Source organism: Thermomonas carbonis (assembly GCF_014396975.1).
GTDB lineage: Bacteria > Pseudomonadota > Gammaproteobacteria > Xanthomonadales > Xanthomonadaceae > Thermomonas > Thermomonas carbonis.
Genome location: NZ_CP060719.1, coordinates 497,501 through 515,046, shown reverse-complemented (window position 1 = coordinate 515,046; position 17,546 = coordinate 497,501). Strand labels below are relative to the sequence as shown.

General features: G+C 67.5%; 19 protein-coding genes (1 of these 19 cut by a window edge). 11 read left to right on the top strand and 8 right to left on the bottom strand.

Going from position 1 to position 17,546, the window contains the following annotated elements:
• Positions 1-23: 23 nt before the first annotated feature.
• Together H9L16_RS02520 and H9L16_RS02515 are read right to left on the bottom strand one after the other, a co-directional pair.
• A complete protein-coding gene (locus H9L16_RS02520; RefSeq protein ID WP_187553033.1) occupies positions 24-818 on the bottom strand; it encodes a CsgG/HfaB family protein in 795 nt (264 codons plus the stop codon).
• Between the two features lie 67 nt (positions 819-885).
• The gene (locus H9L16_RS02515) at positions 886-2,142 is read right to left on the bottom strand and encodes a 6-phosphofructokinase (RefSeq protein ID WP_187553032.1); all 1,257 of its coding nucleotides are present in this window, start codon (positions 2,140-2,142) and stop codon (positions 886-888) included.
• Between the two features lie 128 nt (positions 2,143-2,270).
• Here H9L16_RS02515 and H9L16_RS02510 point away from each other — a divergent pair, with 128 nt between their 5' ends.
• The 3 genes from H9L16_RS02510 (at position 2,271) to H9L16_RS02500 (ending at position 4,856) form a co-directional block, all read left to right on the top strand.
• Positions 2,271-2,849, top strand: coding sequence for an adenylate kinase (locus tag H9L16_RS02510; RefSeq protein ID WP_187553031.1), 579 nt, complete (start codon positions 2,271-2,273; stop codon positions 2,847-2,849).
• A 95-nt stretch (positions 2,850-2,944) separates the two neighbouring features.
• Positions 2,945-4,270: a UDP-N-acetylmuramate:L-alanyl-gamma-D-glutamyl-meso-diaminopimelate ligase gene (gene mpl, locus H9L16_RS02505; RefSeq protein ID WP_187554013.1), complete on the top strand. Its 1,326-nt coding sequence runs from the start codon at positions 2,945-2,947 to the stop codon at positions 4,268-4,270.
• A complete protein-coding gene (locus H9L16_RS02500) occupies positions 4,263-4,856 on the top strand; it encodes an LON peptidase substrate-binding domain-containing protein (protein ID WP_187553030.1) in 594 nt (197 codons plus the stop codon). Before mpl ends, H9L16_RS02500 begins: the two co-directional genes overlap by 8 nt.
• Before the next feature lie 9 nt (positions 4,857-4,865).
• On the opposite strand, the gene H9L16_RS02495 is transcribed toward H9L16_RS02500, so the two are convergent.
• Positions 4,866-6,797 (bottom strand): bifunctional DedA family/phosphatase PAP2 family protein, encoded by a 1,932-nt coding sequence (locus H9L16_RS02495; RefSeq protein WP_187553029.1) that lies wholly within the window; start codon positions 6,795-6,797, stop codon positions 4,866-4,868.
• Positions 6,798-6,867: 70 nt separating this feature from the next.
• On the opposite strand from H9L16_RS02495, the gene H9L16_RS02490 reads away from it, so the two are divergent.
• From H9L16_RS02490 to H9L16_RS02460, 7 genes are all read left to right on the top strand, one after another.
• Positions 6,868-7,686, top strand: coding sequence for an SDR family oxidoreductase (locus tag H9L16_RS02490; RefSeq protein WP_187553028.1), 819 nt, complete (start codon positions 6,868-6,870; stop codon positions 7,684-7,686).
• 35 nt (positions 7,687-7,721) lie between these two features.
• Positions 7,722-8,282: an RNA polymerase sigma factor gene (locus H9L16_RS02485; RefSeq protein ID WP_187553027.1), complete on the top strand. Its 561-nt coding sequence runs from the start codon at positions 7,722-7,724 to the stop codon at positions 8,280-8,282.
• Complete coding sequence (locus H9L16_RS02480; RefSeq protein ID WP_187553026.1) at positions 8,279-9,409, top strand: hypothetical protein; 1,131 nt, start codon at positions 8,279-8,281, stop codon at positions 9,407-9,409. The genes H9L16_RS02485 and H9L16_RS02480 overlap by 4 nt, the downstream gene beginning before the upstream one ends.
• Before the next feature lie 80 nt (positions 9,410-9,489).
• Positions 9,490-10,170, top strand: coding sequence for a hypothetical protein (locus H9L16_RS02475; protein ID WP_187553025.1), 681 nt, complete (start codon positions 9,490-9,492; stop codon positions 10,168-10,170).
• 104 nt (positions 10,171-10,274) lie between these two features.
• Positions 10,275-10,706, top strand: coding sequence for a VOC family protein (locus tag H9L16_RS02470; protein WP_187553024.1), 432 nt, complete (start codon positions 10,275-10,277; stop codon positions 10,704-10,706).
• 15 nt (positions 10,707-10,721) lie between these two features.
• Positions 10,722-11,120 carry a DUF350 domain-containing protein gene (locus H9L16_RS02465; RefSeq protein ID WP_187553023.1) on the top strand — a complete coding sequence of 133 codons (399 nt, stop codon included), beginning with the start codon at positions 10,722-10,724 and terminating at the stop codon, positions 11,118-11,120.
• A gap of 14 nt (positions 11,121-11,134) precedes the next feature.
• Positions 11,135-12,370 carry an acetylornithine transaminase gene (locus H9L16_RS02460; RefSeq protein ID WP_187553022.1) on the top strand — a complete coding sequence of 412 codons (1,236 nt, stop codon included), beginning with the start codon at positions 11,135-11,137 and terminating at the stop codon, positions 12,368-12,370.
• A gap of 17 nt (positions 12,371-12,387) precedes the next feature.
• On the opposite strand, the gene H9L16_RS02455 is transcribed toward H9L16_RS02460, so the two are convergent.
• Genes H9L16_RS02455 through thiE form a run of 5 tightly spaced genes read right to left on the bottom strand, consistent with a single transcriptional unit; the run spans position 12,388 to position 17,280 of the window.
• The gene (locus H9L16_RS02455) at positions 12,388-13,323 is read right to left on the bottom strand and encodes an MBL fold metallo-hydrolase (RefSeq protein ID WP_187553021.1); all 936 of its coding nucleotides are present in this window, start codon (positions 13,321-13,323) and stop codon (positions 12,388-12,390) included.
• 9 nt (positions 13,324-13,332) lie between these two features.
• The gene (locus H9L16_RS02450; protein WP_187553020.1) at positions 13,333-14,472 is read right to left on the bottom strand and encodes a trans-sulfuration enzyme family protein; all 1,140 of its coding nucleotides are present in this window, start codon (positions 14,470-14,472) and stop codon (positions 13,333-13,335) included.
• A 7-nt stretch (positions 14,473-14,479) separates the two neighbouring features.
• Positions 14,480-15,358 carry an ion transporter gene (locus H9L16_RS02445; protein WP_187553019.1) on the bottom strand — a complete coding sequence of 293 codons (879 nt, stop codon included), beginning with the start codon at positions 15,356-15,358 and terminating at the stop codon, positions 14,480-14,482.
• Positions 15,359-15,361: 3 nt separating this feature from the next.
• Positions 15,362-16,645, bottom strand: coding sequence for a glutamate-1-semialdehyde 2,1-aminomutase (hemL, locus tag H9L16_RS02440; RefSeq protein WP_187553018.1), 1,284 nt, complete (start codon positions 16,643-16,645; stop codon positions 15,362-15,364).
• Entirely contained in the window at positions 16,642-17,280 is a 639-nt protein-coding gene (thiE, locus tag H9L16_RS02435) for a thiamine phosphate synthase (RefSeq protein WP_187553017.1), read from the bottom strand. Before thiE ends, hemL begins: the two co-directional genes overlap by 4 nt.
• Positions 17,281-17,379: 99 nt before the next feature.
• Between thiE and H9L16_RS02430 the strand changes: the two genes are divergently transcribed.
• On the top strand, positions 17,380-17,546 hold the 5' portion of the coding sequence (locus tag H9L16_RS02430; RefSeq protein WP_187553016.1) for a rubredoxin. 25 nt of this gene lie beyond the right edge of the window; only the first 167 of its 192 coding nucleotides appear in the window; it begins with the start codon at positions 17,380-17,382; its stop codon lies off the right edge, out of view.

Below are 17,546 nucleotides of genomic sequence, written 5' to 3'. Positions count from 1 at the left end.
TGTTGCACGATGACGGGGAAAACTCAGTTGCCGACTTTCAGCTTGCCGCCCTTGCCCATGCCGCCTTCGACTTCCTGCGCCTCGTAGTTGCGCAGGGCGCGGACCAGATTGTTGTAGGCATCTGCGAAGGCCGCGGCCAGCACCTTGCCTTCCGGGGTGTTGGTGTAGCCGCCCAGCGCGCCGTAGCCGGAGCCGCCCCAGCCGGCGATGCCGCCGCCGAAATCGGTCTTGCGCGCCTGGCCCTGCGCCACCGCCAGCTGCACGCCGGAGCGGTTGTCGATCATGGTCAGGATGGTTTCGGCCTTCTTGAACTTGAGTCCGCCGACCACCGCGCCGATCGCGCCGAGCTTGCGCCCGCCGAACGCTCCGAGTGCGGCACCGATGCCGCCGGCGTCGCTCTGCGAGAAATTGATCGTCGGGTTGATGGTGTAGTCGGCGGCGACCATCTGGCCCTTGCCGAAGTTGCTGCCCTCGCGCATCTCGCCGCTGTCGGCCAAGGCGCGCTCCTGCATCATGTTCTTCATCGCGCGTCCGCGTTCGACCACCACGAAGCAGTTGGACTGCTGGATCATCATCCGGATCAGCGGGATGGTCGACGGCAGGCGCAGGTCGGAGGTCAGGTACCGATACCAGTCGCCATCCTGTTCCTCGACCACGCCGACGGTGCCGAGGGGCGAATCGCAGCGTTCCAGGGTCGCCGCCGCGCCTTCCGAATTGGCACCGGCCGCCGCGCCTTTCGGATCGTTCTTGTTGCGCTGGGCCTCGGCCGGTCCACTCAACAGCAGGCAGGCGCCCGCGATCAACAACAGCTTCTTCATCGATATTCCCTCAAGGTGGTGTCTGCATGATTCGAAATGGCGGCCCGGCTGCATCTGCCGCGGATCGTCAGCCGGCCCAGGCGGGCAGCTTGCGCCGCACCGTGGCTTGGGGGAGTACTACGTAATCCGGCAGGCCGTTCCGGACATAGGGCGGATATGCCTCGCCCGCGATCAACGGCGCGAGGTAGCGCCGCGCCGCCGCAGTGATGCCATGCCCGTCCGCGCGAATGAAACCCTTCGGCATGGTTTTCTCGTGGTTGGCGACCTTGCTCAGGGGGGCCACGTCGACATGCCACTGATACGGTTCGTCGGCGGTGCGCACGATCACCGGCATCACCGCGTTCTGCCCGGCCAGCGCGCAATCCACCGCGGCGCGACCGACCGCCATCGCCTGCTCGACATCGGTCTTCGACGCGAGGTGGCGGGCAGAGCGCTGCAGGTAATCCGGCAGCGACCAGTGGACCTTGTGGCCGAGGACATCCTTGACCCGTCCGGCCAGGTGCGAGGCCACGCCGCCCAGTTGCGCATGCCCGAACGCGTCCTTGCCGCCGCCCGCATCGGCCACGAAGGTGCCGTCGGCGGCGCGGATGCCCTCGCTGGCCACAACCACGCAATGGCCGAGGCGTTTGACCACTGCATCCACGCGAGCGAGGAAATCGGCCTCGTCGAACGGGCGTTCCGGGAACAGGATCAGGTGCGGGGCTTCATCGCGGCCTTCACCGGCCAGACCTGCCGCCGCGGCCAGCCAGCCGGCGTGTCGTCCCATCGCCTCATAGACGAAGACCTTGGTCGAGGTTTCGGCCATCGCCGCGACGTCCAGCGCGCATTCGCGCACCGAGACGGCGGTGTACTTGGCCGCGGAGCCGAAGCCGGGGCAGCAGTCGGTGACCGCGAGGTCGTTGTCGATGGTCTTGGGCACGCCCACGCAGGTCAGCGGATAGCCGAACTCGGCCGCCAATTGCGAGACCTTCAACGCGGTATCCGCGGAGTCGTTGCCGCCGTTGTAGAGGAACCAGCGCACGTCATGCGCCTGCAGGACCGCCAGCAGGCGCTCGTATTTGGCGCGGTCGGCCTCGACTGACTTCAGCTTCAACCGGCAGCTGCCGAAGGCACCGCCGGGGGTGTGCGCCAGCGCCTTGACCTGGGCGGTGGACAGGGTGGTGGTGTCGATCAGTTCCTCGCGCAGCGCGCCTAGGATGCCGTTGCGGGCCGCCAGCACGCGCACCTTTTTGGTCCGGGCGGCCTGCAGCACGGCGGAGGCGGTGGCGTTGATGACGGCCGTGACGCCGCCGCTCTGGGCGTACAGCAAGGTGCCTGCGGGCATGCCGGTTTCCTCGGGGAATTGGCCCTTGGGCGAAGCCGTGGGCCGGACCCATAACGATACGGTAAGCTGGCCCGGACGAGGCCGGCGCGCGTTGCGTGGCGGCCGCCCCACGATTCTGGAGCGATGCGATGCGATTGGTTCTGTTGGGCGCGCCGGGTTCCGGCAAGGGCACCCAGGCGGCACGACTGAAGGAACACCTGCAAGTCCCGCACATTTCCACCGGCGACCTGCTGCGCGCCGAAGTGGCCGCCGGCACCCCGCTGGGCCTGCAGGCCAAGGAAGTCATGGCGCGCGGCGACCTGGTCAGCGACGCGATCCTGCTGGGCATGCTGAAGGACCGCTTTTCGCGCGACGACACCAAAGCCGGCTTCATCCTCGACGGCTACCCTCGCAACCTGGCGCAGGCCGCGGCGCTGGGCGACTTGCTGGACAGCCTGGGGCAGAAATTCGATGCCGCCGTGCAGCTTACCGTCGACAACGAGCAGATCATCGAGCGCCTGGCCGGCCGCGCCAAGGCCGAGGGCCGCGCAGACGACAGCCCGGACTCCGTGCGCCACCGTCTCAACGTGTACGACCAGCAGACCGCTCCGGTGATCGATTTCTATCGCCAGCACGGCCAGTTGACCGTGGTCGATGGCGTGGGCTCGCTGGACGAGGTGTTCACCCGGATCATCGAGGCGATCCAGCCGGGGCACGACGTCGGTTGAGTTCGTCGCCGCGAAGCCCCCGACCACCGATCTTCGCCCGGAATTCCTCGGAGCCTGTCTTGAAACTCCACATCCTCGGCATCGCCGGCACCTTCATGGGCGGCGTGGCCGCGCTGGCGCGCGAACTCGGCCACCAAGTCGAAGGCAGCGACCAGAATATCTATCCGCCGATGTCCACCCAACTGGAAACGCTGGGCATCGCGCTTAAGCAGGGCTACCGGCCCGAAAATATTTCGGGCGACTGCGACGAGATCGTGGTCGGCAACGCGCTGTCGCGTGGCAACGAAGCGGTCGAGCATGTGCTCGATGCCGGGCTGCGCTACACCTCCGGCGCGCAGTGGCTGAGCGAGCAGGTCCTGCCCGGTCGCGACGTGCTGGCGGTGGCCGGTACCCACGGCAAGACCACGACCACCACGATCCTGTCGTACCTGCTGGAAGCGGCGGGGCGTTCGCCGGGGTTCCTGGTCGGCGGCGTGGCCGAGGACTTCGGCGCGTCCGCGCGCATCGGCGGTGGCCGCGAATTCGTGGTCGAGGCCGACGAATACGACACCGCGTTCTTCGACAAGCGCAGCAAGTTCGTCCACTACCGCCCGCTGGTCGCGATCCTCAACAATCTCGAGTACGACCACGCCGACATCTTCCCGGACGTGGCCGCGATCCAGCGCCAGTTCCACCATCTCGTGCGCACGGTGCCACGGCGTGGCCGCCTGATCGTCAACGGCCACGACGAACGCCTGCGCGAGGTGCTGGCGATGGGCTGCTGGACGCCGCTCGAACGATTCGGATTCGATGTCGCGTTCGAATGGAGTGCACGCAAGTTGCGCGACGACGGCAGCAGCTTCGCCGTGATGCATCGTGGCGGCGAGCTCGGCATCGTCGAATGGCCCTTGCTCGGCGACCACAACGTGCTCAACGGCCTGGCCGCGCTCGCCGCGTGTGCGGCGGTCGGTGTCGATGTGGCGTCGGTGATTCCCGCGCTGGCCAGCTTCCGCAGCGTCAAGCGGCGCATGGAAGTGATCGGCGAACTCAAAGGCATCACCGTGTACGACGACTTCGCCCATCATCCGACCGCGATCGCGACCACGCTGGCAGGGCTGCGTGCGAAGGTCGGCGACGCGCGCATCGTGGTGGCGATGGAGCCGCGCAGCAATTCGATGCGCCTGGGTGCGCATGCGGATGCGCTGGCACCGTCGCTGGATATCGCCGACGTGGTGGTGTTCCTGGCGCGGCCTGAACTGCCGTGGGATGCCGGCAAGGTGGTCGCGGCCGTGCGCGGTGACGCCCGCACCGTGGCCGATGGCGATGCGTTGATCGCTGCGTTGGGCGGAATCGTGCGCAGTGGCGACCACGTGGTGTTCATGTCCAACGGCGGCTTCGACGGCGCGCCGCGGCGGTTCCACGCCGCCTTGCGGGATGACTGACGCGCCCTCGCTGCCGCTGTTCCCGTTGCAGACGGTGCTGGTGCCCGGTGCCGCGCTGGACTTGCGCATCTTCGAGCGCCGCTACCTCGATATGGTCGGCGAATGCGGGCGCAACGGTTGCGGCTTCGGGGTCTGCCTGATCCTGGAGGGGAACGAAACCGGCACGCCGGCGACACCGGTCGCGTTCGGCACCGAAGCCGTGATCGAGGATTTCGGCAACACCCCGGAAGGATTGCTCTCGCTGCGTGTGCGTGGCAAACGCCGCTTCCACGTGCTGCGCACCCGCGTGCGCGACACCGGCCTGATCGTGGCCGACATCGAGTGGCGCGCGGATGCGGCGGCATCGTCGCGCCTGCGTCCGGAGCACGCGCTGCTGGTGGAATTGCTGCGACGGATCCTGCTGCAGGTGGATGCCGGCCACATCGATCCGGATCCCGCGCTGTTCGAGGATGCCGCGTGGACGGGCTGGCGGCTGGCAGAGCTGTTGCCATTGTCGATGCAGCAGCGGCAGGTGCTGCTGCAACTCGATGATCCGCACGCGCGCCTGCAACTATTGCTCGACGGCATCGCCGCCGAGATCGGCTGATCGTTCCGCTCAGGGCGGGTCGATGCGGATCCGCAACACCGCGTCGCGTTCCGCCGAAGTGCCGGCCAAGTTGCGCAGATCCTCGGGCAATGCATGTGCATGCGGTTCCGGTTGCCACAGGGTCAACAGGCGCAACCGCTTGCGCCCGTGCATGCGCTCGTAGCGGGCGACCCATAGCGGCGCGGCGCTGTCCAGGCGAACAGGCGCAGGCCAGATGCGCAGCACTTCGAGTTCATCGGCCAAGGGACCGGGACGGCGCAGCAACAAGCGTTCCGGATGGCCATCCAGCGCCAGTGGGAGTACCGGTTGATCGGCCAGCGCATGATCGTCGTCGAGCAGGCCGAGTACGGCGACCCAGTCCGCTGGTGCCTGCACGGTCCAGCCTTGTGCCTGCATGCGTCGCTGCAGCACGCCCAGGTTGCCGGCAGCTTCAAGATCGAAATGGCGTGGATCGTCGATGCCCTGCGACCACCAGCGGGCATCGTCGATGACGTGGGTCGGTGCGGGCGGTTCGAATTGTGCGAGCGTGGCCTTTGCACTGCGCGGTGCATGCCAGAGCGCGACCAGCACGAAGCTGCCGTAGAACGCCCAGGCCAGCGGCCGCATCCAGAACGAGCGCGAACTGTGGCGGCGATAGGCGATGCCGAGCACCAGCAGCCAGACCACGCCGAGCAGCACGCCGCCGGTGATGTCGCTCAGCCAATGCGCGCCCAGGTAGAGGCGTGCAAAGCCGACCAGGGCGGTGGCCACGCCTGCCAGCAGGTAAGGCCAGACGCGTTGACGGCCGGGCAGTTCGCGCGCGATCAGCACGGCGAAGAAGCCGAACACTACCGTGGTCATGGTCACCGCGATCGACGGAAAGCCGAAACCGGCAACGGCAGTCGGTGGGCGCGGCATGTCGGCGACCGCGCCCAGACCGATGGTCAGGGCCAGGCCGACCGCGATCGCGCCCAGCCAGTGCGCGGCCGCCATCCAGCGCTTGCGCCAGATCAGCCAAGCCATCGCCACCAGCGCGGGCAGGCCGAGCACCGGCGCGCTGCCGATCGCGGCCAGGGATGCCATCAAGCGATCGGCCAACGGATTGCGCAGGGCGAACATCGCCGCGTGCACATCGTGGTCGAACAGCGACGGCCCGCCACGCATGAGCAGCGTCGCACTGAAGCCGGCCCACAGCCACGCGACCACGAACAGGCAGCAGGCAAGCACCAGCAGCGATGCGGATTCCGGCCGGCGCGGATCGATCAACGCGGCGGCGTAGCGGCCGAGCCGTGGATGCGCGCGGGTCCAGCGCAAGGCGCGCGCCAGCAGGTTGTCGGCGTGATTGGCGAACCAGCGCCACGTGTACAACACCAGTGCCCACACCAGTGCGAGCACCGCGACCAAGCCCAGCAACACCAGCGCCAGTTTGTCGGCCACCGCCGCCACCGCATCGTACGACGCGCCGAAGATCCAGCCCGGCGCAAGGAATACCGCCGCCCACGCGAAACACGCAAAGACGCTGGCTGGCATGTAGCGCCGCAACGGCATGTGCAGCATCCCGGCCACTGCCGGCACGAACGGGCGCACTGCGCCGACGAATCGCGCAATCACCAGTCCCTTGGTGCCGTGCCGGCGGAACAGGGTCTCGCCGCGATCGAGCAATTGCGGATAGCGACGGAACAGCCAGAGTTCGCGCATCGCCGGACCCCAGCGATGGCCGATCCAGTAACTCAAGCCATCACCCAGGAACGCACCCAGCGCGGCGCAGGTCACGGCATAGGGGCCATCGATGTGACCGAGTCCGATCAGCGTGCCCACCGCGAACAGCAATGGCAGCGCCGGCACCACGATGCCCACCACCGCCAGCGCATCGCAGAAGGCGATCAGGAACACCAGCCCGCCCGCGGCATGCGGATGAGCGGTGATCCAGGCGATGGTGGCGTCGAACCAGGCGCTCTGCATCGGCCGATTATAGAAGGTGGGATGCAGGCATCGGATTACACTCCGGCCTCACCCGTCCCAAGGGCATGTCATGGCTTCCCTCTCCGGCAAGACCCTGTTCATCACCGGCGCTTCGCGCGGCATCGGCCTGGCGATCGCCCTGCGCGCCGCCCGCGATGGCGCCAACGTGGCGATCGCGGCGAAATCAGATGTCGCCAACCCCAAGCTGCCCGGCACCATCCACAGCGCTGTGCAGGCCGTGAATGATGCCGGCGGGCGTGGCCTGGCGCTGAAATGCGACATCCGCGAGGAAGACCAGGTGCGTGCGTCGGTGGCGGCCACGGTGGATGCGTTCGGCGGCATCGACATCCTGGTCAACAATGCCAGCGCGATCTGGTTGCGCGGCGCGCTGGACACGCCGATGAAGCGCTTCGACCTGATGCAGCAAGTCAATTCGCGCGGCAGCTTCCTGTGCGCGCAGGCCTGCCTTCCGCACCTGCTCCATGCGCCGAACCCGCACATCCTGACCTTGTGCCCGCCGCCCTCGCTCGACCCGAAGTGGTGGGCGCCGCACACCGGGTACACCCTGGCGAAAATGGGCATGAGCTTCGTGACGCTCGGGCTGGCCGCGGAGTTCGGGCCGCGCGGCGTGGCGGTGAATGCACTTTGGCCGCGCACGCTGATCGCCACCGACGCGCTCAACATGATCCCGGGCGTGCAGGCCGGCAACGGCCGTTCGCCGGCGATCATGGGCGATGCCGCGCACGCCGTGCTGGTGCGCGATGCGCGCAGCACCAACGGCCAGTTCTTCATCGATGACGAGGTGCTGCGCGAGGCCGGCATCACTGGTCTTTCCGCATACGCGATGGATCCGGCGCTGCCGCTGCTACCCGACCTGTTCCTCGACTGAGTCGTTAACACTCGCCGCCACGCCCGCGTCCTCCCATGAAGTGCGATGACAGGGACGATGTGAACGAGGCAGCAAGCGTGCCGATGCTGGTCGATGCCGCGCGTCGGGGAACCGCTGGCGCGATGGACGCGCTGTTCCGGCGTTTCGCGCCGGTGGTGCATGGCGTGCTGCTGGGCTACGTGCAGAAGGCCGATGCCGACGACCTCACCCAGGAGGTCTTCGAGATCGCGATGCAGCGCCTCGGCGACCTGCGCGAGGCCGCGGCATTTCCGGGCTGGCTGCTTGGCATCGCCCGACATGCCGCACTCGACGCGAAGCGCCGGCGCACGCCGCTGACCGGTATCGAGATCGATGCGGTGGATGCACGCGCGACGCACGAGGATCGCCTCGACGCGGAACGCGCGCTGGCCGTGATCCGCGGATTGCCGGAAGCCTATCGGGACACGCTGCTGCTGCGCCTGGTCGAAGGCCTCACCGGTCCGGAGATCGCCGAGCGCACCGGCCTCACCGCCGGCAGCGTACGGGTGAACCTGCATCGCGGGATGGCCTTGCTGCGCGATGCATTGGCGGAACGAAAAACGGGAGCAGGCGCGTGAACAACGGCAACGAGCGCATGCGCGACGACCGCATGCCTGATGACGGCAGGGACAACGACTATCTGTGGGATCGCAGCGGCCCGGTGGATCTTGAGGTCGCGCGACTGGAGCGTTTGTTGCGCGGACATGCGCATGCCGACGCACCACGCCGCGCGCGCGCCATCGCGCCGACAAAGCCTGCCTCGCGCATCCGCCGCGGCGGTTGGCGCATCGCGTTCTCGGCCGCTGCGGTGCTGGCGATCTGCGCGCTCGGCGTCAGCACATGGTTCAAGCAGCGCCTGCACTGGGATGCCGGGGAACCCTGGCAGGTGCTCGCGCAACAGGGTGACGTGCGCATCGACGGCCGCAGCCAGCAGGCAAGCGAACTGACGCTCGATGGCACGCTGGAAACCGGCGCGAACGCGATGACCCGCCTGCGCGCGGCCGGCATCGGCGAAGTGGCGGTCGGTGCCGGCTCGCGCGTGCGCCTGGTCGAGACGCGCACGGGCCACCATCGCATGCAACTGGAGCAGGGCAGCCTGTGGGCGCGGGTGTGGGCACCGCCGGGCCAGTTCGGTGTGGGCGTGGCGGGCGCTGATGTCATCGACCTCGGCTGCGAGTTCCTGCTCAAGGTCGACGCCGACGGCAATGGCAGCCTGAGCGTGCTCAGCGGCTGGGTGCAGGTCGACAACCTGCGCCGCGAAGTGCTGGTGCCGCAGGGCACGCGCGTGCGGGTGAATGGCGATGGCGCGGCCGGCACGCCGCAGGCGTTCTCGGCGAGCCCGGCGTTCGTTGCCGCGTTGGAAGCGATCGATGCGCGCAACGGCGATGTAGATCCGCAAGGCGAGGAAGTCCAACGCCTGATCGCCGAGTCGCGGCAACAGGATGCGATCAGCCTGCTGGTGCTGCTGCGCGACTACCCGCAGCTCGCCGACGGTCCGATGTTCGAGCGGGTCGCGCAGTTGCTGCCCACGAAGGCGCCCGCCACCCGCGATGCGTGGCGCAGCGATCGCATGGCCGTTCTCAACAGCTGGTGGGACGCGCTGCCGTATCCGCGGGTCAAGCGCTGGTGGACGCAATGGCCGGATGCGTTCTCCTCGCGCGGCGGCAAGATGGCGCACTGGCTGCGCACGCAGGGAAACGGTTAACGCCAAGGCTCGTCGCATCGTCCTTCCGGTGCATGCGTATCAAGCCTGGTACGCGGCATCCGCATCCACAGGAGGACGCCATGAATTCGCTCCGCACTTCCACACGCTCGTCCCTGCGCGGCGCGCTGCTCGCCGCTGCCTTGCTCTTCTCGTCCGCAGCCTTTGCCGGCCCGCCGCTGCTTTGCCACCCGTTCGACACTGGTGGCGCGGCGTCGCTGCCCTGGGGCAAGGGCTGGAACGTGCCGGACCGGGGCTATGACACCGCGCGCCTCAGCGCCGACACCGCGTCCCTGCTCGGCGCGCAGGTGCCGGTGATCGCACGCATGGAGACCCTGCGTCGCGCCGCCATCTACGCCAGCGCAGACGGCACGAGGCTGCGTGGCCTCGCCGCGACACTGGATGCACGCGTCACGGCGGCGAAGACGCCACAAGCGAAGGCACTCGCCTTGTTCGATGCCGGCTACTTCGCCGAGACCGTGCAGGACATCGCGCGCCTGCAGGGCTACGACATGCCCGGCATCGGCAAGGTCGATGTCGCCGCATTGCGCAGCGTGCTCGCCAAGGGCGACGGCAGCCTGCGCATCGCCGAGGCGCTCAAGTTGCGTGGCGACGATGCCTCGATCCGCTTCGCCGCCGCGCTGGTGTCCGCCGCCGATGAGCGCAAGGGCGACTACAACACGCATGCACGCCTCGCCCGCGCCGGCATCACCGAAGATGTGCTGCTCGCGCGCAATATCGGCCAGGTCGCAGCCACCTACTGAGGCCTACACGCCGTGGCCCGCGCAACGCTGCGGGCCACGGATGGCGGGACGGAACCGCGTCACGCATGGGAAGATAGGCGCATCCCCCGGATGCAGCCACGCCGATGAAATACCTGCACACCATGGTCCGCGTCCGCGACCTCGACGCCTCCCTGCGCTTCTACTGCGAGGGCCTGGGCCTGAAGGAAACGCGGCGCATCGAAAACGAGAAGGGCCGCTACACGCTGGTCTTCGTTGCCGCCGATGAAACCCCGCATGCCGAAGTCGAGCTGACCTACAACTGGCCAGGCGAAGACGTCACGAGCGAGGATTACGGCAGCGCCCGCAACTTCGGCCACCTCGCGTTCCGTGTGGCCGACATCTACGCCACCTGCGAGCGCTTGCAGGCGATGGGCTACACGATCAACCGCCCGCCGCGCGACGGCCACATGGCCTTCGTGCGCTCGCCCGACCTGGTCTCGATCGAGCTGCTGCAGGAAGGCAATTTGCCGGCGCAGGAACCTTGGGCGTCGATGCCGAACACCGGCGTCTGGTAACGACGGGACACGCGCATGCATTTCACCCAGGGCCTCGCGGATTTCGCCACTTACTTCGGCATGGGCCTCGGCTTCATGGTGCTGTACGTGGTGCTGTACCTGTACGCCACGCCGCATCGGGAAATCACCCTGATCCGCGGCGACAACCTGCCCGCCGCGGTGGTGCTCGCCGGCGCGCTGCTTGGCTTCGCGGTACCGCTGGCCAGTGCGCTGCGGGTCGCCAATGGCCTGCCTGACGTGGCGGCATGGGCGTTCATGGCGCTGGTCGCGCAACTGGCCGCTTATGCGCTGGTGGCGTTGCTGCTGAAGGATTTCTCCAAGCGCATCAACCGCGGCGAGATGGCGGCGGCGGTGCTGGCCGGGTCGATCCACCTCGGTGTCGGTCTGATCAATTCCGCTGCGATGAGTTTCTGATCGAGTCTTCCCCAATGACTGAATCCACATCCGATGCCGCGCAGCTGCTTGCCCTCGGCCGCGACTACTACCTGCCCGTCTATCGCCCGCGCCAGCTGATCCTCGAGCGTGGCATCGGCAGCCGCTTGTGGGACAGCGAGGGCCGCGAATTCGTCGACCTCGCCGGTGGCATCGCCGTGTGCGGACTCGGCCACTGCCATCCCGCACTGACCGCCGCGCTGATCGAACAGGCCGGCAAGCTCTGGCATACCAGCAACGTGTTCTACAGCGAGCCGCCGGTGCGTTTGGCGGAAGAGCTGGTGACGGCCTCGCGTTTCGCCGAGCGCGCCTTCCTGTGCAATTCCGGCGCGGAAGCGAACGAGGCCGCGATCAAGCTGGTCCGCAAGTGGGCGAGTGCACAGGGCAGAGCACCCGACCGCCGCGTCATCGTCACCTTCCGCGGCAGTTTCCATGGCCGCACGCTGGCTGTGGTCACCGCGACCGCGCAGCCGAAATACCAGGAAGGCTACGAGCCGCTGCCCGGCGGATTCCGTTACGTCGACTTCAACGACATCGCCCAGCTGGAAGCAGCGATGGCCGATGGCGACGTGGCTGCGGTGATGCTGGAACCGGTGCAGGGCGAGGGCGGGGTGATGCCGGCCGCGCCCGGCTTCCTGCAGGCAGTGCGTGCGCTCTGCGGCAAGCACGATGCGCTGCTGGTGCTGGACGAGATCCAGTGCGGGATGGGTCGCAGCGGCGTGCTGTTCGCGCACTGGCAGGACGGAGTGGTGCCCGACATCGTCACTCTGGCCAAGGCGCTTGGCGGTGGCATGCCGATCGGCGCGATGCTGGCCGGCCCCAAGGTCGCCGAGGTCATGCAGTTCGGCGCGCACGGCACCACCTTCGGCGGCAACCTGTTGTCATCCGCTGTCGCGCGCGTCGCGCTGCGCAAGCTCGGCTCCGACGAAATCGCCGCGAACGTGCAACATCAGTCGCAGGCGATCCGCGATGGCCTGGATGCCATCAATCGCGACCTCGACTTGTTCGCCGAAGTGCGTGGACGCGGACTGATGCTGGGTGCGGTATTGAAGCCTGCATATGCGGGACGCGCGGGCGAGGTCCTTGATCACGCGGCGGCCAATGGCCTCTTGCTGTTGCAGGCCGGCCCGGATGTACTGCGCTTCGTGCCGGCCCTGAACATCGGCGATGACGATGTGGCTGAAGGACTGGCGCGGTTGCGCACTGCGCTGCAGGCGTTCGTCGTGGGCTGATCCGCGGCAAGGTTGCCTCAGGGCAAGGTCATCAGATCGTGGGCGACGATGATGCGGCCGCTGAAATGCGGGCGCACGGCTTCCAGCCAGGTCTCGTCCGCGACCACCGGCCCGCCAGGCACGAAATGCGAGAGCACCAGCGTGCCGACGCCGGCTTCGGTGGCGACGCGTCCGACCTGTTCCGGCGTGGAATGGCTGGCCAGCAGGTGTTCGCGCAGGGTGCTGGCGTTCGGTTCACTGGCGATGAGTGCATCCAGCGCGGGCAGGTACATGATTTCGTGCACCAGCACATCGGCACCCTTGGCCAAGGTCACGACAGATGGCGAATACGTGGTGTCGCCTGAGAACACATAGCTGCGATCTTGCGTTTCGAAGCGCAGTGCATACGACTCGTGGATCGGCGGATGCAGGTTGCGCGCGCAACGCACCCGCACTTTGCCGTCGTCGAGCAGCAGTCCTTCTTCGTTGAACTCCATGACGCGGGTCGACGCGTCGAAGTCCGGTCGTCCTTCGTCCGCGGTGCGGGTCTCGATGTCGAAGCGTGCGTAGTCGCGATAGGCCGCCATTTGCGCGCGCATCGGCGGCGGCCCCCAGAGCGTCAAAGGCAGCTTCGGATTGGTCGCCCACGCCAGCAGCGCGACCGCGCCGGCATCGGCGTCGTGGTCTGAGTGGTGATGGCTGATGAAGACGTGGCGCACGCGATTGATGCCGATGCCGGCACGCGCGAGTTGCTGGGCGACGCCGTTGCCGGCATCGATCAGGTAGACGTCTTCACCGACCACCAGCGCATACGCCGCCGGAAAGCGATTGGGTTTCGGCGTGGGGCCGCCGGCAGTACCAAGCACCACCAGTCGCACGCCGGACTCAGGTGATCCCAATAGATTCGGCGCACAGGCCAGCAGGCCGCCCGCCGCGAGGGTGGCAAGGAATTCCCGACGCGCCAGCCTGATCATGCGCGGTGCTCAGTCCGTTCCGTCGAGGGCCTGCGCCAGATCCGCGATCAGGTCGTCGGCATGCTCCAACCCGATCGAGATCCGCAACAAGTTCTGCGGGGAACGCGGATTGGGGCCTTCCACGGAGGCGCGATGTTCGATCAGCGATTCGCAGCCGCCAAGCGAGGTGGCGTTGGTGAACACGCGCAGCTTGCCTGCCATCGCCAGCGTGGCCTCGCGACCGCCGCGCACCTCGATGCTCAGCATCGCGCCGAACTCCCGCATCTGCCGCGCGGCGATATCGTGGCCCGGATGCGATGCCAGGCCTGGCCAGTTCACCCGCTCGATCGCCGGATGTGCGGCCAGGAAGTCGACGATCTTGCGCGCGTTCGCGCAGTGCATCGCCATCCGCGCGCCCAGCGAGCGGCAGCCGCGCAGGGTCAGCCACGCATTGAATGGCGACAGCACCGCGCCGGTGACATGCAACCGGTGCGCCACCTTGTGGGCAAGCTCGTCATCCTTGGCGAACACCAGCGCGCCGCCGAGGACATCGCTGTGACCGCCGAAATACTTGGTGGTCGAATGCATCACGATGTCGGCACCGAGCGCCAGCGGCCGTTGCAGCAGCGGGGTGGCGAAGGTGTTGTCGACTACTACGACGGCACCGGCTGCGTGGCCGATGTCGGCGAGGCCGGGGATGTCGCTGACCTTCATCAGCGGATTGGAGGGCGTCTCGATCCACAGCATCGCGACCGGCGTCGTGCAGGCCGCGCGCACCGCCTCCAGGTCGGCCATGTCCACCACCTCGGCGATGATGCCGCGCTCCGGCAGGAACTCCTGGAACAGCATGCGCAGGCCGCTGTAGCAGTCGTCGGGGAACAGCACGCGTGCGCCGTTCGGCAGGCAGTCCAGCAGCGTTGTCATCGCCGCCATCCCGGACGCGAACGTGCAGGCGGTCTGGCCGCCTTCCAGCGCCGCCAGCGATTCGCGCAGGCGGTCGTTGGTCGGGTTGCCTTCGCGCTGGTACTCGTAGCCGGCCACGCGTTCGCCGGCGGGGCCATGGCGGAACGTCGTGCTCAGGTGCAGCGGCGGTGCCACCGCGCCGGTGCCTTCGTCGGGTGCGTTGCCGGCATGCACCGCGACGGTGGCGGGATGGCGGATCGTGTTCATGCAGGTCTCACTGGTCGGAAGGAAGGGAGCGGCCGCACTTGCGGCAATGCCAGGCGTCGCTCTCGTGGTCGGGCAGGCCGCATTCCGTGCAGCGCACGACGCGGCGCTTCGGCTGCAGGCTGCGCGCGAGTTCGGCGGTGTAGATGCCGGTGGGCACCGCGATGATGCTGTAGCCGATCACGATCAGCACGGAGGTGATGAAGCGGCCGAAGCTGGTGGTCGGGGCGATGTCCCCGAACCCGACGGTCGCCACGGTCACGATCGCCCAGTACATGCCGGTCGGAATGCTGGTAAAGCCCTTTTCCGGGCCCTCCACCACGTACATCAACGCGCCGAAGATCACCACGATGGTCAGCAGGGTGGCGATGAACACGAAGATCTTGCGCCGGCTGCGCAGCAGCGCCTCGATCAGCACGCCGGCCTCGCTCGAATACTCGACGAGCTTCAGGACGCGGAAGATGCGCAACAGACGCAATGCGCGGATCACCGTCAGCGAGGCGCTGGCCGGGAACAGCAGCGACAGGAAGGTGGGCAGGATCGCCAGGAGGTCGATCGCGCCATAGAAACTGCGCGCGTAGCGCAGCGGCTTGCGTACCACCCACAGGCGCAGGATGTATTCGGCGGTGAACAGGAGGGTGAAGAACCACTCGGCCAGGTACAGCGCGCCATGCCACTGCGCCTTGACGGCAGGCACGCTGTCCAGGATCACCACCGCCACGCTGGCCAGGATCGCCGCGATCAGCCACAGGTCGAAATTGCGTTCGTCGGGCGCGTCATGGTGGAACACGAGCCGATACCAGCGATAGCGCGCGCCGGACGTCGAGGCCGGGTAGTACTCTTTTTCGAACAGGTTGCGAGGTCGCTCGGTGGCGTTCGGGTCGTCCATGCGTTACAGGCTAGCAAACGCCTCGCGTGCGGCCTGCACGGTGGCTGCGATCGCCGCATCGTCGTGTGCGCTGGACATGAAGCCGGCCTCGTATGCGGACGGCGCCAGGTACACGCCACGCTCCAGCATTGCGTGGAAGAAGCGGTTGAACGCGGCGCTGTCGCAGGCCATCGCCTGGGCGAAGGTGTCGACGATCTGGTCGGTGAAGAACATGCCGAACATGCCGCCGACGCGTTGCGTGGTGAATGCCACGCCGGCATCCCGCGCGGCCGCTTCCAGGCCATCGCAGAGTGCATTCGTCTTCGCTTCAAGCGCTTCGTAGAAGCCCGGTGCCTGCACCAGCTCCAGCATCGTCAGGCCTGCAGCCATCGCCACCGGATTGCCGCTGAGTGTGCCAGCCTGGTAGATCGGGCCGCTCGGTGCGATCTGCTGCATCAGTTCGCGACGACCACCATAGGCACCGACCGGCATGCCACCGCCGATCACCTTGCCGAAGGTCGAAAGATCGGGCGCCACACCGTAACGCGCCTGTGCGCCACCGAGCGCGACGCGGAAGCCGGTCATCACTTCATCGAAGATCAACAGCGCGCCGTGTTGCGTGCACAGGTCGCGCAGGTGCTGCAGGTAGCCTTCGCGCGGCGGCAGGCAATTGGCGTTGCCGACCACCGGTTCCACGATCAGTCCGGCGATGTCGCTGCCGCATTCCTCGAACAGCTTCGTCGCGCCGTCGAAATCGTTGTAGGTGAGCGTCAGCGTCAGGTCGGCCAGCGCCTTCGGCACGCCCGGCGAGGTCGGCACGCCGAAGGTCAGCGCGCCACTGCCGGCCTTCACCAGGAAGGAATCGCCGTGACCGTGGTAGCAGCCTTCGAACTTCACGATCCGGTTGCGCCCGGTCGCGCCGCGCGCCAGCCGGATCGCCGACAGCGTGGCCTCGGTGCCGGAATTGACCATGCGCACCATTTCGCAGCTTGGGATCAGCCGGGCGATGGTTTCCGCCATCGTGACTTCCAGCGGATTCGGCGTGCCGAAGCTCAAACCATTGCGTGAGGTCTCGATGACCGCATCGAGCACCTGCGGGTGGTTATGGCCGACGATCATCGGGCCCCAGGAGCCCACGTAGTCGATGTAGCGGTTGCCGTCCACGTCGAACAGATGCGGGCCGTCCGCTCGTTGCACGAAGAAGGGTTCGCCGCCCACCGACTTGAAGGCGCGAACCGGCGAATTCACCCCGCCGGGCATCAGCGCCTGGGCGCGGGAAAACAGGTCGTGCGAGCGTGCGTTGTTCATGCGATTTTGTTGGTCCCGGAAAGCGTGTTTCGGAAAAGGGAGAGATAGGCCTGCGCCGCAGCAATCGGATCGGGTGCGTCGAACACGCCACTGATCACCGCGATCAGGTCGGCGCCGGCGGTAACGAGTGATCCCCCATTGTCCGGGGTGATGCCGCCGATCGCCACGCGCGGCAAGCCAAGGCCGGCACTGTCGCGCAACAACTGCAGTGAAGCGCGGCGTGCCTGCGGTTTGGTCGGCGAGGGGAAGAATGCGCCGAATGCGAGGTAATCCGCGCCTTCAGCGGCCAGGCGGCGGGCACGTTCGATATCGTCGTAGCAGGATGCGCCGATGATCGCGGCATCGCCCAGCAATGCGCGTGCCAATGCGATGCCACCATCCTCCTCGCCGAGGTGCACGCCATCGGCGCCGAGTTCGGCGGCGAGTGCGGCATCGTCATTGACGATGAAAGGAACGCTCGCGTCGCTGCATGCGTCGCGCAGGCTGCGGCCCGCATCGCGTAACTGAGCGGCATCCATCACCTTGTTGCGCAATTGCAGGCAGGACGCGAACGGCAGCAATGGCGTGGTGCGCGCAAGCAGTCGCGCCGGATCGGGATCGTCGGGCGTGATCAGGTACAGGCCTGTCCCGAGCATGGTCGTAGGGCCGCGTTGGAATGTGGTGAGTGGCATTGCGCTTCCGCAGGTCGACGCAGGATGGGAGAATCGGTGCCGGCTCTCCCAATTATCGCCCCGATGACCGCATCCGACTCCGACGCGCCGTACCGCACCTGGATGTGCGTGGTATGCGGCTTCATCTATGACGAGGCGCAGGGCATGCCGGAAGACGGCATCGCGCCCGGTACGCGCTGGGAAGACGTGCCCGATACGTGGACTTGCCCGGACTGCGGCGTCAGCAAGGA

Coding starts and splice junctions, on each gene's coding strand:
- hemL (WP_187553018.1), bottom strand. CDS start 16,645: ATGAACAACGCACGCTCGCACGACCTGTTTTCCCGCGCCCAGGCGCTG.
- H9L16_RS02520 (WP_187553033.1), bottom strand. CDS start 818: ATGAAGAAGCTGTTGTTGATCGCGGGCGCCTGCCTGCTGTTGAGTGGA.
- H9L16_RS02500 (WP_187553030.1), top strand. CDS start 4,263: ATGACTGACGCGCCCTCGCTGCCGCTGTTCCCGTTGCAGACGGTGCTG.
- H9L16_RS02450 (WP_187553020.1), bottom strand. CDS start 14,472: ATGAACACGATCCGCCATCCCGCCACCGTCGCGGTGCATGCCGGCAAC.
- H9L16_RS02495 (WP_187553029.1), bottom strand. CDS start 6,797: ATGCAGAGCGCCTGGTTCGACGCCACCATCGCCTGGATCACCGCTCAT.
- mpl (WP_187554013.1), top strand. CDS start 2,945: ATGGGCGGCGTGGCCGCGCTGGCGCGCGAACTCGGCCACCAAGTCGAA.
- H9L16_RS02460 (WP_187553022.1), top strand. CDS start 11,135: ATGACTGAATCCACATCCGATGCCGCGCAGCTGCTTGCCCTCGGCCGC.
- thiE (WP_187553017.1), bottom strand. CDS start 17,280: ATGCTCGGGACAGGCCTGTACCTGATCACGCCCGACGATCCCGATCCG.
- H9L16_RS02515 (WP_187553032.1), bottom strand. CDS start 2,142: ATGCCCGCAGGCACCTTGCTGTACGCCCAGAGCGGCGGCGTCACGGCC.
- H9L16_RS02470 (WP_187553024.1), top strand. CDS start 10,275: ATGAAATACCTGCACACCATGGTCCGCGTCCGCGACCTCGACGCCTCC.
- H9L16_RS02445 (WP_187553019.1), bottom strand. CDS start 15,358: ATGGACGACCCGAACGCCACCGAGCGACCTCGCAACCTGTTCGAAAAA.
- H9L16_RS02490 (WP_187553028.1), top strand. CDS start 6,868: ATGGCTTCCCTCTCCGGCAAGACCCTGTTCATCACCGGCGCTTCGCGC.
- H9L16_RS02485 (WP_187553027.1), top strand. CDS start 7,722: ATGAAGTGCGATGACAGGGACGATGTGAACGAGGCAGCAAGCGTGCCG.
- H9L16_RS02510 (WP_187553031.1), top strand. CDS start 2,271: ATGCGATTGGTTCTGTTGGGCGCGCCGGGTTCCGGCAAGGGCACCCAG.
- H9L16_RS02455 (WP_187553021.1), bottom strand. CDS start 13,323: ATGATCAGGCTGGCGCGTCGGGAATTCCTTGCCACCCTCGCGGCGGGC.
- H9L16_RS02465 (WP_187553023.1), top strand. CDS start 10,722: ATGCATTTCACCCAGGGCCTCGCGGATTTCGCCACTTACTTCGGCATG.
- H9L16_RS02475 (WP_187553025.1), top strand. CDS start 9,490: ATGAATTCGCTCCGCACTTCCACACGCTCGTCCCTGCGCGGCGCGCTG.